Genomic DNA, 14,651 nt, shown 5'->3' with positions numbered 1-14,651 from the left:
ATTGGCGTAAATGTAGAAAATTTGAGAAGAAAACGATTTTGAAAAGGATCGTTTGATAGATGTGAGGGAAAATAGATGGATTATTTACTTTGTATCCCGGCGCGGGAGACAAATACGAGAGAGAATTGTGAGAAAATACATAATGTTCTGGCGCGCATGTCCGATACCTACAAACTGCGGATTGTACCGGAACCGGTTAAGAATAAGCAGTTTCCATGTCCACCGTATTACAAGAAATACCGGATCTACAAGCCGGTAAAGGAACGCGATACGAACGGAGAGGCATATCTGGAAAAAGAAGAGGAAGAGATGCTCTTGAGTTCCTGCAAGACGGAGGAAGAGCAGGAACTGATGAAAAGCTGTATCTATGCGTACCAGTATTCGGCGGCGATCGTACTTAAAAGCTTCCGGGAGAAGGAAAAGAAAAATAAGATGCAGGTTCGACCTCTTTCGGAGCGGACACAGGCGCCAAGAGGCGTAAGTGGTCCGAATAGGGGAACACGTCTGGAAACACCGGAAAAAGCCGAAAAGCCGGAACAGGAGCGCAGCGCACAAGAACGTCCGTCTGGCAGTGACAGACCGGAACGATCGGAGAGAAGCTATCGGAACCGTACAGCGGATCGTGCTGCTGAGGGGAATACTGAGCGCACGCAGGGCAGAGAAAGAGCTTGCTCAGAGAGAGAGAGGGCAGCGCGTGTTTCGGGAGCCGAGAGAGCAGCGGACAGACGTAGCGGAAACCGCGCGGTGCCGGAAAATGAGAAACGGGAAGACCGCCCGGCTTCTGGAAGACGGGAGCGGTTTGAGCGCCGTCCACCGCGCAGAGGAGAACGACCAGAAGTGGAGAAAAATGAGGTCGTGAGAGATCCGGCGCAGGGCGAAATTCCGTTCCGCGCTTACATGGAGACAGGCAGCCTCCCGGCGTTCCGGGATACGGCAGCAACGGTGCCTGTACAGCCGATACAGCGGAAGAAAGAAGGTTATATGCCGATGGAGCGCAAACCGGCCGCGCAGACGCAGGAGCCGGAACCACAGGTGTAAGGTATGTGACCGAAACAGAACGATAAAATTAAATCATAGAATTTATAGAATGGCATCGAAACAATAAGAGTTCCGATGCCATTTGAGCATCAAACAGGACTATGCTTTCCATTTCTTTATTCCAACCATTCAGTTCTAATCCCCCCTATTTTCCGCATATGAATAAATGCAGTCTGTGAAAAGTACAGAACAGGGACAGAAAAAGGGGGAAATGCGCATGTATGAGAACCGGACGGTGGAAGAGGTGTGCAGGGAGTTTTCGGTCGATTTGCGGACAGGCTTATCGGCAGCGGAAGTGGAGGTGCGGCAGCGCCATTATGGGGAAAATGAGCTGCGGGAAGCACCACCGCGGAGTCTGATTGTGCGCATCGGGGCACAGCTTTGCGACTCCCTGATTTTTGTGTTGTTTGCGGCAGCCGGGATCTCCCTGCTTTTGGGCGAGTACGGCGATGCGGGGGTAATTCTGGCGGTTGTCGTATTAAATGCCACGGTGGGCGTGATTCAGGAGGGGAAGGCGGAGAAAGCGCTCGAATCCTTAAAACGGATGACGCAGCTGGAGGCGGTTGTGATCCGGGAAGGAAAAGAGCGGGAGATTGCCGCGCGGGAGCTGGTGCCGGGGGATCTGGTCGTGCTCGATGCCGGGCGGCAGGTTCCAGCCGACCTGCGTCTTACCGAGACAGCTGAAATGCGGGCAGAAGAATCAGCGCTGACCGGCGAATCGCGGGCGGTTGAGAAAAACAGCCATTTTTTAGCCGCCGGTGCGCTTCCGGTGGCAGAGCGTAAAAATGAGACATTTATGACTTCTTACGTGACGGCAGGGCGGGGAAAGGGAATTGTCATCGCCACCGGCATGAATACGGAGGTAGGGCGGATTGCTTCTCTGATCCGCGAGGCGCCGGAGGAGGAGACACCGTTGCAAAAAAGGCTGTCGGATCTGGGGAAACTATTGAGTATTCTTACGATCGGGCTGTGCGTTTTATTATTTGCCCTCGCCGTCTGGCAGAAGCGCGACGTGATGGAAATGCTGCTCACTGCGATTTCCCTGGCGGTAGCTGCCGTGCCGGAGGGGCTTCCGACGACGGTGACGATTGTGCTGGCGCTGGGAGTGACGAAAATGGCGCGGGCTGGCACGATCGTGCGCCGTCTTCCGTCCGTGGAAACACTGGGGGCAGTCAGCGTGGTCTGCTCAGATAAAACGGGGACGCTGACGAAAAATGAGATGACGGTGACGACATGTTATGTAAATCGACAGGAGTATACGGAACAGGAATTGGCGCGCTCTAAGGAAAGAGAAGTGGGAAAACGGCTTCTGGAGGTATTTGCGCTGTGCAGCGATGCCGGGGAGACGGTGGGGGATGCCACCGAGCGGGCGCTGTACGGATTTTGTGAAAATTGTGGTGTTTCTCCGGAGCATCTGCGTCGGAGATATCCGCGGAAAGGGGAGATTCCCTTTGATTCGGATCGGAAGAGAATGACGACGGTGCATGAGCAGGGAGAAAACTGGATTTCTTGTGTAAAAGGGGCGCCGGATGTGATTCTTAAAAGGTGTCGTTATGAGATGGAAGAGGACAAAATTGTGCCGCTGACCAGGGAGAGGCGGACAGAGATTGAGGCGGAGATCACGCGTATGTCCGCGCGTGCCCTGCGAGTACTCGCGGGGGCGTATAGGGAGCTTCAAACAGGAAAAATGCCGGATGGAAAGTGGGAGAAACAGGTGGGACAGCTGGAGCAGAACCTGGTATTTCTGGGTCTGGCAGGCATGATGGATCCGCCGAGGGAGGCAGCAGCCGGGGCAGTTGAGGCATTTCGCAGGGCATCTGTGCGGACGGTCATGATCACTGGAGATCATGCAGACACGGCGCTTGCGATCGCCAGGCAGCTGGGGATTGCCAAACGGCGGGAAGAATGCATGACGGGGGCGCAGCTGGAAACGCTGGATGAGGGAGCTCTGGAGGAACGAATCGGTTCTGTATCAGTCTTTGCACGGGTGTCGCCGGAACATAAAGTCCGGATTGTGCGGGCTTTAAAACGCGCCGGGTGCGTGACGGCGATGACCGGGGACGGCGTAAATGATGCGCCGGCGCTTAAATCAGCCGATATCGGGATCGCGATGGGAAAAGGCGGAACCGATGTGGCGCGGCAGGCGGCGGATATGATTTTGACGGATGATAATTTTGCGACGATCGAGAGGGCAATTGAGGAAGGGCGCGGCATCTATGAAAATATACGAAAATCTATACTGTTTCTGCTTTCCTCCAATCTGGGGGAGATTTTAACCATGTTTGCCGCCGTTGCTATCGGAATACCGGCGCCGCTGGGAGCCGGGCACATCCTTTGGATCAATCTGATTACGGACTCGCTTCCGGCGCTGGCACTCGGCATGGATGGAAACGACCGGGAGAACTTGATGCGTCAGCCGCCGCGCCGGACGGGCGAGTCGCTGTTTGCCGGAGGCGGGTGGTTCTGCATGGTATTTTACGGGTCTCTGATTGCAGCAGTCACGCTGGGGGCATTTTTCAGCAGACAGGAGCTTTTGCGGGCACAGACGTATGCATTTACCGTTCTGGGGCTGTCGGAGCTCTTTCATGCGGTCGGCATGCGCTCGCTTACGGGCTCGGCATTTTCACGCAGTCTTGGGAAAAATCCGCTGATGCTTGCGGCAGTCCTTGTGGGGATTCTGATGCAGGTTGCGGTGACGGAGATTCCTTTTTTGATGAAACTCCTTCACACGGTGCGGCTGCGCCCGGCAGAGTGGCTGGCGCTTCTCCTGTTATCCGCCACGCCGCTGTTAGTGCATGAACTTCTAGCATTTCTTTTTCGGAAACGGCATTGATATAGCGAAAATGCAGTTTACAGATAGGCATTTTTGAAGCCACGGAAAAATCCGTTACTGGGCATGTGTGCGTGAACAGTAACACGCGGTAGGAGATTGGGCAGATTTCGAAAACAGGCTTGTTCTTTTGGACAAAAAAACTTATAATAAAATGGAGTCCAAGCTGATTTTGTCAGAAAAGTATAAAAAGTTGCTGTCCGCAGACTGGCATTATTGAAGCCTGAGGTGCCGCATGAAATTAGAATGGCAGCAATCATAGATACATAGGAAGATGAGGGAAGAGATGAGGGAGAAACAGACGAGAGAGGACGCCTCCGGCGTTCGAAAGAAACCGGCAGCTTCATCCGCACGATCTTCGGGCAGGCGGGGCACCGCAAAGAAAAGCGGGAAAATCGATGTCGGCAAGCGAAAGAAAGCGGGCAAAAATAACAGCTGGAGCGGTGGGCGGATCGTGTTCCATGCGATGGCAAGGATCTTTGGAACCATGTTCAAGACGCTTCTGGTGTGTCTGGTACTGCTGGTGATTGGCGGTGCCGGATTTGGAGCATATAAGCTGATTCCGCTCTATGAGGACTATAAAAGCCAGATAGAGGGAGTGGTGGAAAACAGTACGCTGGATACATTCCGTTTGCAGGAGGCAAGTTATATTTATGATTCCAACGGTAATGTGCTGGCGAAGCTGACGGGAGACGAGGATTCCAGTTATTTGAAGTATGACCAGATACCGCAGAATGCAGTCAACGCATTTGTGGCGATCGAGGATCGGACGTTCTGGGAAAATCCAGGCATTGATATAAAAGGTATTTTCCGTGTCGCAGTCAATTACTTTTTGACTGAGGGAGCAGAAAAGCACGGCGCGAGTACGATCACCCAGCAGTTAGCGAGAAACCGTTTTCTGACCCGCGAGGTGTCGATGGAGCGGAAGATCAAGGAGATGCTGATTTCCTTAGATCTGACGAAGAAATACACCAAAGAGCAGATTATGGAGTTCTATATCAATGATATCAGCTTCGCGAACACGTACTACGGGCTTCAGGCGGCTGCAAGAGGTTATTTTGGCAAGGATGCGGATGAACTGTCCTTGAGCCAGACGGCATATTTGTGTGCGATTCCGAACTCGCCGACGTATTACAACCCGTACCGTCATCCGGAAAATGCGCTGACACGCCGCGATAAGATTCTGGAAGATATGCTGAGTATGGGATTTATTACGGAGAAAGCGTGCAAAGAGGCAAAGGCGGAGGAGATCACGGTCAACCGCCAGAGAGTGCCGCTGCACAACTATGAGACGACGTATGCGATCGACTGTGCGATTCGCTATCTGATGCGCCGTGACGGCTTTGAATTCCAGTATGGATTCCGCAGCGACGAGGCTTACAAAGAGTACAATGCCAATTACAACGAGGTGTACAACCAGGAGCGCGATGCGCTCTACACGGGCGGCTATAACCTTTATACCTCGTTGGATCCGGACAAGCAGACGATCCTGCAGGATGCATTAGATGGAGTTTTGTCCTTTGATGGCAATACATCCGAAAACGGCGTTTACAAGCTGCAAGGCGCGTCCACCGTTATTGACAACAAGACGAACCGCGTCGTGGCGATTGTGGGTGGACGTAGTCAGGAGACGGATACCTACACATTAAACCGTGCGTTCCAGAGCCCGAGACAGCCGGGAAGTTCTATCAAACCGTTGATCGTGTATACACCGGCACTGGAAAATGGTTACACATCGGAAACAAAGATTCCGAATATCGATATTGACGCGGCGAAGCAGAAGGGCGTGGATGTGAAGTCCCTTTCCGGCGAGAGGCTGGAGCTTCGAAATGCGGTCGAGCGAAGTAAAAATGGTGTGGCATGGTATATCTATGATGATATCACACCGGATGTCGGCATGGCATATTTAACCCAGATGCGCTTCGCGAGCGTGCAGGCGGCGGACTATTATCCGGCGACCTCCCTGGGCGGCTTTACCACCGGTATGACGACCGAGGAGATGGCGGGCGCTTATGCAGCGCTGTCAGACCGGGGACAGTACCGCGAACCGACCTGTATTATCAAGATGATCAATAACCAGGGCGAAGATATTTTTGAAGATTATGAATCGGTTCAGGTTTACCAGGAGAGCAGCGCCGTGATGATGACCGATATTTTAAAGGGAGTTGTCACAAAAGGTACGGCGGCATCGATGGGGTGGAGCGGCAATATAGAGGCGGCCGGAAAGACCGGTACGACCAACGGCAGCCGTGACGGCTGGTTCTGCGGCATGACGCCATATTATACGATGACGGTCTGGGTTGGCTACGACCAGCAGAAGACACTTTCCAGCCTGTACGGCGGCACGTATCCGGCGAAGATCTGGAAAAATGCGATGGAAAAGATGGTAGAGGGGCTTCCGGCGGCGTCCTTTGATACCCCGGAGACGGACAATGGACGCGGAGAAGGAACCTATCTGGCAGGTCATCCGGATGCATTTGAAATCACAACCAGCGGATATACCGCGGCGAATTTCAGAAGGGATCATTTGCTCTCGGATGAGGCGGCGAAGCTTCTGGAGTCTGCAAAGAGCGGCGATTCCGGCCGCAGCAGCAAGGAGTTAAAAGAAGACGCCAGCGCCAAGATCGAGCAGATCAAGAGCGAATCCATCAAAGAGCGGATGCAGCGGATCCACAAGACGGGTACGGCAGGAAAACGGTATTCAGCCCCGGCGGTGGTGCCGGAAACACCTGCCGAGACAGTTGAAGATCCGGCAGAATCTAGCACGACGATCGTGCCGGCAGGACCGGGCAGCGACATCGGACCAGGACACGGTCCGGCGCAGGAACCGGCAGTGGGTCCGGCGGCGGAGATTGGGCAGTAAAGAATTGAAAATGAGAAGAGTCATTTGATGCAGAGACATTAAATGGCTCTTCTTTGTTTTGTAGAAAAGAATTGTTCTATGAAATCTGTTCAAGATTTATGTGGAATCAATGGCGGAAGAATATTTGAATGAGAATAAAATTGACCGATTGTTTATGCAATAAGGGAAATATGGGGGAAAATGGATTGGAAATGTACAATACAATGAAATAAAACATGATAAAAGATCAATACGATTTAAAGTTCGTCAAATAAAATCAGAAAACGACTTGAAAATAAAAAAATAAAGTGCTAATATATCAGTAAGATATCTGAGATATATTAAAGAAAACAAAGTGCATGTACTAATAAAAGATTAAAAAAGAAAGGAAGGAAAAAGAGTATGGGCGACAAAATCAGATTTGGTATTATCGGCGGCGGTATGGCAGGTCCGTTAAATGCAGGAGCACTTCGGGATATCCCGGAAGCAGAGGTTGTTGCATTCTGTGACGTGAAAGAGGATGTGGCAAAGGAATTCAGCAAAGAGTACAATATTCCGTCTTATTACACGGATTATAAAGAGATGCTGAAACGAGATGATATCGATGCTGTCTGTGTAGTAACACCTCCATTCCTGCATGAGCAGATGGTTGTGGACTGTGCGAAGGCTGGCAAACACGTAATGTGTGAGAAACCAATTTCTGTCGATTGTAATGCAGCTGACAGGATGATTGCAGCATGTAAAGAAGCGGGCGTTAAATTTGGTGTTATCTTTATGTACCGTTTCATGGATCAGGCTCAGCTGATCAAGAAAGCGCTGGATGAAGGCAAGCTTGGTAAACTTCTTTCGGTTGATTGTTCTGGAAAATGCTTCCGAAGCGATGAATACTATGCTTCCGGTGCATGGAGAGGTACATGGAAAGGTGAGGGCGGCGGTTCCCTGATTAGCCAGACCGTTCATTTTATTGACTTAATGCTTTATTTAGTCGGCGATGTAGAGAGACTGACTGGTAATTATATGACAACCCTGCATCCGGATATTGAAGTAGATGACGTAGCCAACGCAATATTCAAATTTAAGAATGGGGCGTTGGGAAGCCTGGTAAGTAGTAGTGCAGTCCGTCCGGGTTATCCGCGTCACATCGAAATCCATGGTGAAAAAGGTACGATCAAGATTGTGGAAGAAGAGATCGTAGAATGGAAAGTAGAAGGCATGAACGAGGATGATTACCTGACCAAGGTAAAAGTTGACTCTGGTGATACAGCAACGGGTGCTGGCTATGTGGCAACCGAAAATCACAGAAGACAGCTTACTGATTTCATCCATGCGATCAAAGAAGATCGTGAGCCGATGGTAGACGGCGTAGAGGGAAGAAGAACACTTGAATTTATCCGTGCGATTTATCAGTCGAGCGACCTTGGTAAAGAAGTGCATTTCCCGATCCAGGAAGATGAAAAATACGGAAAGAAGACAGCTTGGTAATAAGGAGGTATAGATTATGGAAAAGAAGATGTATACAGAGACGTTGGAAAAGGTTCGCAATGATTATGCGGTTCGCAATATTGATAAATTAGAGGCAGCGATCAAAGCCGGTGATATGGAAAAAGCGCTGGAGCTGCACAAATTAAATGTAGAGAAAAAGACAGGATTTCACCATTTCGCAGTCCGCTGGGTAAATCAGACATTACGCAATTTCAAGAAATGGGCACCGGATGAGGCGATCTTTGAATGTATGGAAGACTATGCATTATGGTGCTATCCGCCATGTCTGCAGGACTGGATGGAGAAATATAAAGCGGGTCAGGCTACATATAAAGATTTCCCAATGGAAGATTTCCTGGAGAACCGTGCAGTATTATGGTCTGCTCTTCATGATAACGGCGATCAGATTTGGGAAGAGGATGAGGAGAAGATTACCTTTACACTTCCGCGTTGTAACAGCGGCGGCTGGCTGGTAACCGAATGTCAAGACAAGGTACAGACTTTAGATAAACCGGATCCAAGAGCTTATAATAAGGAAGGATTCCAGTGCTACTGCCTGAACTGTACAACCATGTGGGAGTTTGGTTGGTACAAATGGTTTGGATGGCCATTATTCATTATGGATGTGCCGACTATCGGCAGTGACGGTAAGTGCGTGATGGTTATGTACAAAGATCCGAAAGATATCCCGGATTCTTACTATGAGAAACGCGGCTTAGAGAGAAAGATCTAATAAAAAACCGGCGGCAGTTTCACCGGCTGCCGCCTTTGTAAAAACTATCCAGGAAAGGGGGATACATTATGAAAGAAAAGGGGAACCCACTTCTCCAGATAATTCGAAATGTAAATGATGCGGTAGTAGTTGTTCTTTTCCTTGCGATGACAATTACAGTTATTATTCAGGTTTTTTTTCGTTTTGTAATACAGAGTCCTCTTAGATGGACCGAAGAATTAGCGAGATATCTGATGATATGGCTGGTATTGATGGCATCGGCGATTGCGATGAGAAATCGTTCTCACCTTCAGGTAGATGTTCTGACATCTGCACTTCCGCAAAAGCCGAAACGCATTTTGACCGCGATTGTAGATCTTTTAACGATTGTTTTCTTATGTATTATGACATATTTCGGGTTCAAAGTAGTACAGTCTACGACGGCTCAGACGTCTCCGGCGATGCAGATTCCGATGGCTTTGATTTACGCGGCATTCCCAACCGGTGGAGTTTTGATGATTATGGAACAGCTCCTTACCTTTATCGAACGCTTAAAAAACAAGAATGCACCGGAAGAACCGAGAGAATTTATAGATTAGTAAAGGAGGCTGCGATATGTTAGGATTTTTATTTATCTGTATTTTGTGTCTGTTTCTAATCGGAGCCCCTATTTTTGTTGCACTCGGAATGGGAACGACACTTTCGATTATGCTTGAGGGAAATTTCCCATTGGTTCTGGTACCGCAGAGAATGTTTGCGGGTCTTGACAGCTGGCCGATCATGGCGATTCCGATGTTCATGCTGGCAGGAAATCTGATGGATCAGGGCGGTATGTCCAAACGGATTGTAGATTTTGCAAGTGCGTCGATCGGCTTTGTAAAAGGAAGTCTGGCGATGGTAGCCGTACTGGCATCCATGATTTTCGCGGCAATTTCCGGTTCAGCAACGGCTGGAACAGCAGCAATCGGTTCGATCATGACGCCTGCATTTAAAGAAAAAGGCTATAACATGAGTTTCGTAACGGTTCTGCTCTCAGCAGCAGGAAGTATCGGACCGATTATTCCGCCAAGTATCTTAATGGTTCTGATTGGATATTCCACAGGTGCATCTGTTGGTCAGTTATTCCTCGGAGGCGCTATTCCTGGAGTTATGATTGGTGTGGCACTGATGGTCTACTCCTATATTCACGCTTCCAGGGGCGGAGATGCATATATCCAGACAACCAAGTTTGATCCGAAAGAAGTACGGAGAACGATGTTTTCTGCACTTCCTGGTTTAGGACTTCCGATTATCATTATCGGTGGTATCATCAGCGGTATCTTTTCTGCAACTGAAGCAGCGGCTGTGGCGGTTGTCTATGGCTTCCTGGTAGGTATGTTTATTTACAAAGAAATTACATTGAAAGATTTACCTGGTATTTTTGTTAAGTCCGCGCAGACAGCGGCTGGCATCATGATTATCACAGGCTGCGCTTATATCTTTGCATGGTTTATCACAGCAAAACAGCTGCCGCAGCTCTTAATCCAGGTTATGAATACATTCATCACAAGTAAGACTGCATTCCTTATTTTCTTAAATATTGCGCTGTTCTTAGTTGGAATGTTTATGGAAAGTTTCTCTGCAATTATCGTTTTAATGCCGATCTTATTCCCGGTAGCAACCGCTTATGGAATCGACCCGATTCACTTTGGTGTTATTGTCTGCATCAACCTGGCGATTGGATACGTAACACCGCCTTATGGAGCAACTTTATTCGTTGCCTGTGGATTGACCGGCAAAAGTGTAAGAGAGGTATTCCCGTTTGTAATTCCTACGATTCTTGCAATGTTAGTTGTACTGATTATTGTTACATATTTCCCGCAGACCTATTTATGGCTGCCGCAGTTAATGGGATAAAAAGATGAAATGAAAGGAGGATTTATTGTTATGAAGAAAAATGTGAAACGGTTTGTAAGCATGACGATGGCGATGCTGGTGGCAGCTGGTTCTCTGGCAGGATGTGGAGGAGGCGGCAGCGCTTCCACAGGAGAGTCCGCAAAGGCAGCGGCTAATACAGGCGGTTCATCCGGTGGTGCGGTGACCGTAAAGGTTTCCTTATCACAGGCAGCAACCGAACCTCCGGTAAAAGCAGCGGAGTATTTTAAAGAGATTGTGGAAGAGCGCTCCAATGGCGAAATTAAAGTAGAAGTATATCCGGATAACCAGCTTGGCAACGAGCGAGATGTCATTGAGGGTATGCAGCTTGGCACTGTAGAGATGGCGATGACGTCGGTAGCGCCGTTCTCCAGCTTTGTTCCATCTGTTAATATATTCTGCCTTCCGTTCCTCTGGAGAGATAAGGAACATATGTATTCCGTTCTGGACTCTGACGAGATTGGAATGTCCTATAGCGGTGACTGTGAGGAGAAAGGCTTCCATCTGATGGGCTTCCTGGATTTGGGAACCAGACATATCATGACAACGCAGAAGACGATCAACAGCATCGAAGATTTAAAGAACCTCAAGATCCGTACCATGGAAAATCAGGTACAGCTGGATTCCTTTACCGCATTCGGCGCAAGCCCGCTGCCGATGGCATACGGCGAATTATACACAGCGCTGCAGCAGAACATCATTGACGGTGCAGAAGCGGCCAATACAAACTATTATTCCAAGAAGTTTTATGAGGCAGCGCCGCACTGGGCAATGGTTGGATGGACCAACGACTTAGGTATCTGCGTAGTTGCTAAGAATTTCTATGATTCTCTTTCGGACGAGCACAAACAGATTATCGATGAGTGCACCAAAGAAATGATCGATAAAGAGAGAGAACTTTATACAGCATCTGAGGATGAGTGCCTGGAACTGTTAAAGGGAGAGGGCATCGAAATCACAGAGCCGGATCGCGAACCATTTATCGAGGCAGCCCAGAGCGTATATGATCAGTGGGGCGATAAAGTAGGCGGAAGAGATAAAATTGACGCAATCGTTAATTTTGGAAAATAAAATGTGTTCAGTGACAGAGAAAGGCAAAGGTGTATATGGGATTTGATTATCAAAGTTTTTTGAACGACAAGATTTTTGAAGAATTAAACAAGATAAAAGCCTTTTCTCCGGAGGTTGTTGAGCAGGAAGCGGCGGCGCGAAAAAAACCGGGATTTCCGCATGATAAGCTGGTATTTGCGGCAGCGGATCACAATGCCAGAATGATCAATGAGTACAAAGGAAATCCGATTGGTTTAAGTAATAGGCGGGAGTATTTATCCCGCCTGGTGCGGATGCTGCAGAGTGATCAGATTGATGGAATCGAGGCGACACCGGATATTATTGAAGATTTATTTATCCTCAATAAATTGCAGCGGGAACGTGGAGAAAAGGCGTTTCTGGATGGGAAGATGCTGGTTGGCACTGTGAACCGGGGCGGTCTGAAAAATACAGTATGGGAGATGGACGATATGCCGTCCTGTTATACAGTCGATCGCCTAGTGAAACTTCGAATGGACGGTGTAAAGTTTATGATCCGTCTGAATCCGATGGATGAGCGAAGCAAATATACGGTTCGGTACTGTGCAGAAGCTGTCAATGCAGCAGAGTCAGCTGGTCTTCCAATTTTTATCGAGGCGCTGTATGTAGAAACAACGGAAACGGGGTTTACGATGAAGACGGATTCAGAGAGTCTGTGTAAGGTAGTCGGCGTGGTAGGCGCTCTTGGCTGCCGTGCATCCGGCAAATGGATTGAAGTTCCGCTGAATCATGAATATGCAGTTCCGACGGCGGCGACCACCTGTCCGGTGCTGGTAGTTCCAGACGAGGTAAAGAGTGAGCCGATTGAGGTTGTAGAAGAGTACACGAAAGAGATCGGAATCAGCAGCAATATCCGCGGAATCTTGCTGGGACGAAATGTTATGTACAATGAATCGGATCCGCTTCCAATCGCGGAAGCGATCGCGGATATCTGGCATAAGGGCGGCAACGCGGAAGAAAATTACAAGCGATGCGTCGAAAAATTATAAAAAAAATAGGGCATATCAGGTTACTGGGCATGTATGCGTGAACAGTAACTATATCAGAAACGGGGTATATACAAAAGTCTAATTGAATTTGATCCTTATTTGCGCTATTATAAAAATAAGCATTCCTGTAGACTAAAAGAAGTTGGATGCAAATCACAGATTTGTTCTACAAGAAAGATGAGGGAAACAATGCGAGTTAGTGATGTGGCATACGAGAAGATTAAGATGATGATTATTACAGCCAGACTTCGCCCCGGACAGACATTAGTAGAGGCTGAATTGATGGAAGAGCTGGGGATGGGACGAACTCCCATCCGTGAGGCACTGAATCGACTGGCATGGGAAAACTTTGTGAAAATTGTCCCGAGACAATGTATTATGGTAAATGAGATTTCCTTATATGAAGTGGAATCGATTTATCAGATGAGATTTGCTCTGTCTCCACTTGAATCAGAGCTTGCTGCTATGAATCGGACGGAAGAAGATTTAAAGCGGCTGAAAGACAGCCTGGAAGTCCTGAGAGAGGAGACAGATGCGGAAGAAAGAGTTCTTTTGGATCGAGCATTTCATAGAATTATTTCTTCTATGACTAGGAATCCGTTTCTTGAGCGGGAGATGAATAATTACCAGGATTTGAGTATTCGTCTTCTGTTTTTAAACCGGATTAATTTATCTTCGATTGATGATATGGATATTGGACATCATGAGGAAATTTATCGTTGTCTTCAGGAGAGAGATGTAGATAAATTGATATCGGTTCAGAAAGCGCATGTTCAGGCATTTAAAGAAAAATTTATCCGCTGAGAGCGGGAACTTCCCTTCGCTGAAAGGCGAAGGGAAATATAAGCCACATAAGATATATTTGAAGTATATTACTAACTCGGACTTTAAGTTGAAAGGAGACCAGCTATGAAAAAAATTGCTTTTATTGGAAGTGGAACTATGGGTACAGCTCTTGCAACGGCAGCCTGCAAGGGAATTGATCCATCGGAAGTTGTGATTACAGATGTGGTTACAGAAAAAGGACAGAAATTAGCGGACGAGCTGGGATGCAACTTTGTTGAGACCAATGGAGAAGCGATCAAGGCAGCTCATTATGTTGTGTTCTGTGTAAAACCGCAGTTTTTAAAGAGTGTTCTGGAAGAGGTGAAACCGGTCTTTGCGGCATGTGCAGAAGAAGGGCAGGAAAAAATTATCGTTTCGATTGTAGCGGGTGTTGAGGTTTCAACCTATATGAAAGAATTAGAGTTAGAAGGAAAGAATGTTCCGGTTATCCGTATTCTCCCGAATACAGCCTGCTTGATTGGAAAAGGTTTTATCCTGATCGAACAGGGCGACAGCTACACGAAGGAACAGGAGGACGAATTCCGGTATATTCTACGTGAAGCCGGTGGATTTGACAGCCTTCCGGCCTCCCAGTTTGTGGCAGGCACAGTATTAACATCTACATCCCCGGCGTTTATCGCAATGTTTGCTAATTCTCTGGCAGACGGCGGCGTTTACAATGGTCTTCTACGTTATCAGGCGAGAAGATATGCACTGGAAGGAATCCTTGGAACCGTGCAGCTGTTTTTACAGAGCGAAAAGCATCTTGAGAATTTAAAAGATGATGTGTGTTCTCCGGCTGGTCCGGCGATGATCGGTGTGAAGACACTGGAAGACCGTGGATTCCGCAGCAGCGTGATCAATGCAGTTGTCGATGCTTATAAACGATTTGATGAAATTGGAAAATTAAAATAATCGTTGCATCATCCT

Annotated in this window: 11 protein-coding genes; all 11 read left to right on the top strand. The window is 48.2% G+C overall.

Features of this window, described 5'->3' with window-relative positions; genetic code table 11:
• Window positions 1–75: 75 nt before the first annotated feature.
• Window positions 76–1,038 (top strand): hypothetical protein, encoded by a 963-nt coding sequence (locus DW720_RS16000; protein WP_233430245.1) that lies wholly within the window; start codon window positions 76–78, stop codon window positions 1,036–1,038.
• 217 nt (window positions 1,039–1,255) lie between these two features.
• The gene (locus tag DW720_RS10200) at window positions 1,256–3,871 is read left to right on the top strand and encodes a cation-translocating P-type ATPase (protein WP_118293924.1); all 2,616 of its coding nucleotides are present in this window, start codon (window positions 1,256–1,258) and stop codon (window positions 3,869–3,871) included.
• A gap of 283 nt (window positions 3,872–4,154) precedes the next feature.
• Window positions 4,155–6,731 (top strand): transglycosylase domain-containing protein, encoded by a 2,577-nt coding sequence (locus tag DW720_RS10195; RefSeq protein WP_233430244.1) that lies wholly within the window; start codon window positions 4,155–4,157, stop codon window positions 6,729–6,731.
• A 381-nt stretch (window positions 6,732–7,112) separates the two neighbouring features.
• Complete coding sequence (locus DW720_RS10190) at window positions 7,113–8,192, top strand: Gfo/Idh/MocA family oxidoreductase (protein WP_107001112.1); 1,080 nt, start codon at window positions 7,113–7,115, stop codon at window positions 8,190–8,192.
• A gap of 16 nt (window positions 8,193–8,208) precedes the next feature.
• Complete coding sequence (locus tag DW720_RS10185) at window positions 8,209–8,925, top strand: hypothetical protein (protein WP_107001111.1); 717 nt, start codon at window positions 8,209–8,211, stop codon at window positions 8,923–8,925.
• A gap of 68 nt (window positions 8,926–8,993) precedes the next feature.
• Window positions 8,994–9,503: a TRAP transporter small permease gene (locus DW720_RS10180; RefSeq protein ID WP_107001110.1), complete on the top strand. Its 510-nt coding sequence runs from the start codon at window positions 8,994–8,996 to the stop codon at window positions 9,501–9,503.
• Window positions 9,504–9,519: 16 nt separating this feature from the next.
• A complete protein-coding gene (locus tag DW720_RS10175) occupies window positions 9,520–10,800 on the top strand; it encodes a TRAP transporter large permease (RefSeq protein ID WP_118467183.1) in 1,281 nt (426 codons plus the stop codon).
• Window positions 10,801–10,830: 30 nt separating this feature from the next.
• Window positions 10,831–11,889: a TRAP transporter substrate-binding protein gene (locus DW720_RS10170; RefSeq protein WP_182426606.1), complete on the top strand. Its 1,059-nt coding sequence runs from the start codon at window positions 10,831–10,833 to the stop codon at window positions 11,887–11,889.
• A gap of 35 nt (window positions 11,890–11,924) precedes the next feature.
• The gene (locus DW720_RS10165; protein ID WP_118522759.1) at window positions 11,925–12,896 is read left to right on the top strand and encodes a hypothetical protein; all 972 of its coding nucleotides are present in this window, start codon (window positions 11,925–11,927) and stop codon (window positions 12,894–12,896) included.
• Window positions 12,897–13,085: 189 nt separating this feature from the next.
• Entirely contained in the window at window positions 13,086–13,700 is a 615-nt protein-coding gene (locus tag DW720_RS10160; RefSeq protein ID WP_181357223.1) for a GntR family transcriptional regulator, read from the top strand.
• Window positions 13,701–13,805: 105 nt separating this feature from the next.
• Window positions 13,806–14,636 (top strand): pyrroline-5-carboxylate reductase, encoded by an 831-nt coding sequence (gene proC / locus DW720_RS10155; RefSeq protein WP_107001105.1) that lies wholly within the window; start codon window positions 13,806–13,808, stop codon window positions 14,634–14,636.
• Window positions 14,637–14,651: the final 15 nt, after the last annotated feature.

Origin of the sequence: Clostridium sp. AM27-28 (genome assembly GCF_003480955.1) — a bacterium.
Lineage (GTDB): Bacteria > Bacillota > Clostridia > Lachnospirales > Lachnospiraceae > Otoolea > Otoolea fessa.
The sequence above is the reverse complement of the archived record's forward strand: the minus strand, read 5'-3'. Positions and strand labels throughout refer to the sequence as shown.

Coding starts and splice junctions, on each gene's coding strand:
- DW720_RS16000 (WP_233430245.1), top strand. CDS start 76: ATGGATTATTTACTTTGTATCCCGGCGCGGGAGACAAATACGAGAGAG.
- DW720_RS10200 (WP_118293924.1), top strand. CDS start 1,256: ATGTATGAGAACCGGACGGTGGAAGAGGTGTGCAGGGAGTTTTCGGTC.
- proC (WP_107001105.1), top strand. CDS start 13,806: ATGAAAAAAATTGCTTTTATTGGAAGTGGAACTATGGGTACAGCTCTT.
- DW720_RS10195 (WP_233430244.1), top strand. CDS start 4,155: ATGAGGGAGAAACAGACGAGAGAGGACGCCTCCGGCGTTCGAAAGAAA.
- DW720_RS10175 (WP_118467183.1), top strand. CDS start 9,520: ATGTTAGGATTTTTATTTATCTGTATTTTGTGTCTGTTTCTAATCGGA.
- DW720_RS10190 (WP_107001112.1), top strand. CDS start 7,113: ATGGGCGACAAAATCAGATTTGGTATTATCGGCGGCGGTATGGCAGGT.
- DW720_RS10165 (WP_118522759.1), top strand. CDS start 11,925: ATGGGATTTGATTATCAAAGTTTTTTGAACGACAAGATTTTTGAAGAA.
- DW720_RS10170 (WP_182426606.1), top strand. CDS start 10,831: ATGAAGAAAAATGTGAAACGGTTTGTAAGCATGACGATGGCGATGCTG.
- DW720_RS10185 (WP_107001111.1), top strand. CDS start 8,209: ATGGAAAAGAAGATGTATACAGAGACGTTGGAAAAGGTTCGCAATGAT.
- DW720_RS10180 (WP_107001110.1), top strand. CDS start 8,994: ATGAAAGAAAAGGGGAACCCACTTCTCCAGATAATTCGAAATGTAAAT.
- DW720_RS10160 (WP_181357223.1), top strand. CDS start 13,086: ATGCGAGTTAGTGATGTGGCATACGAGAAGATTAAGATGATGATTATT.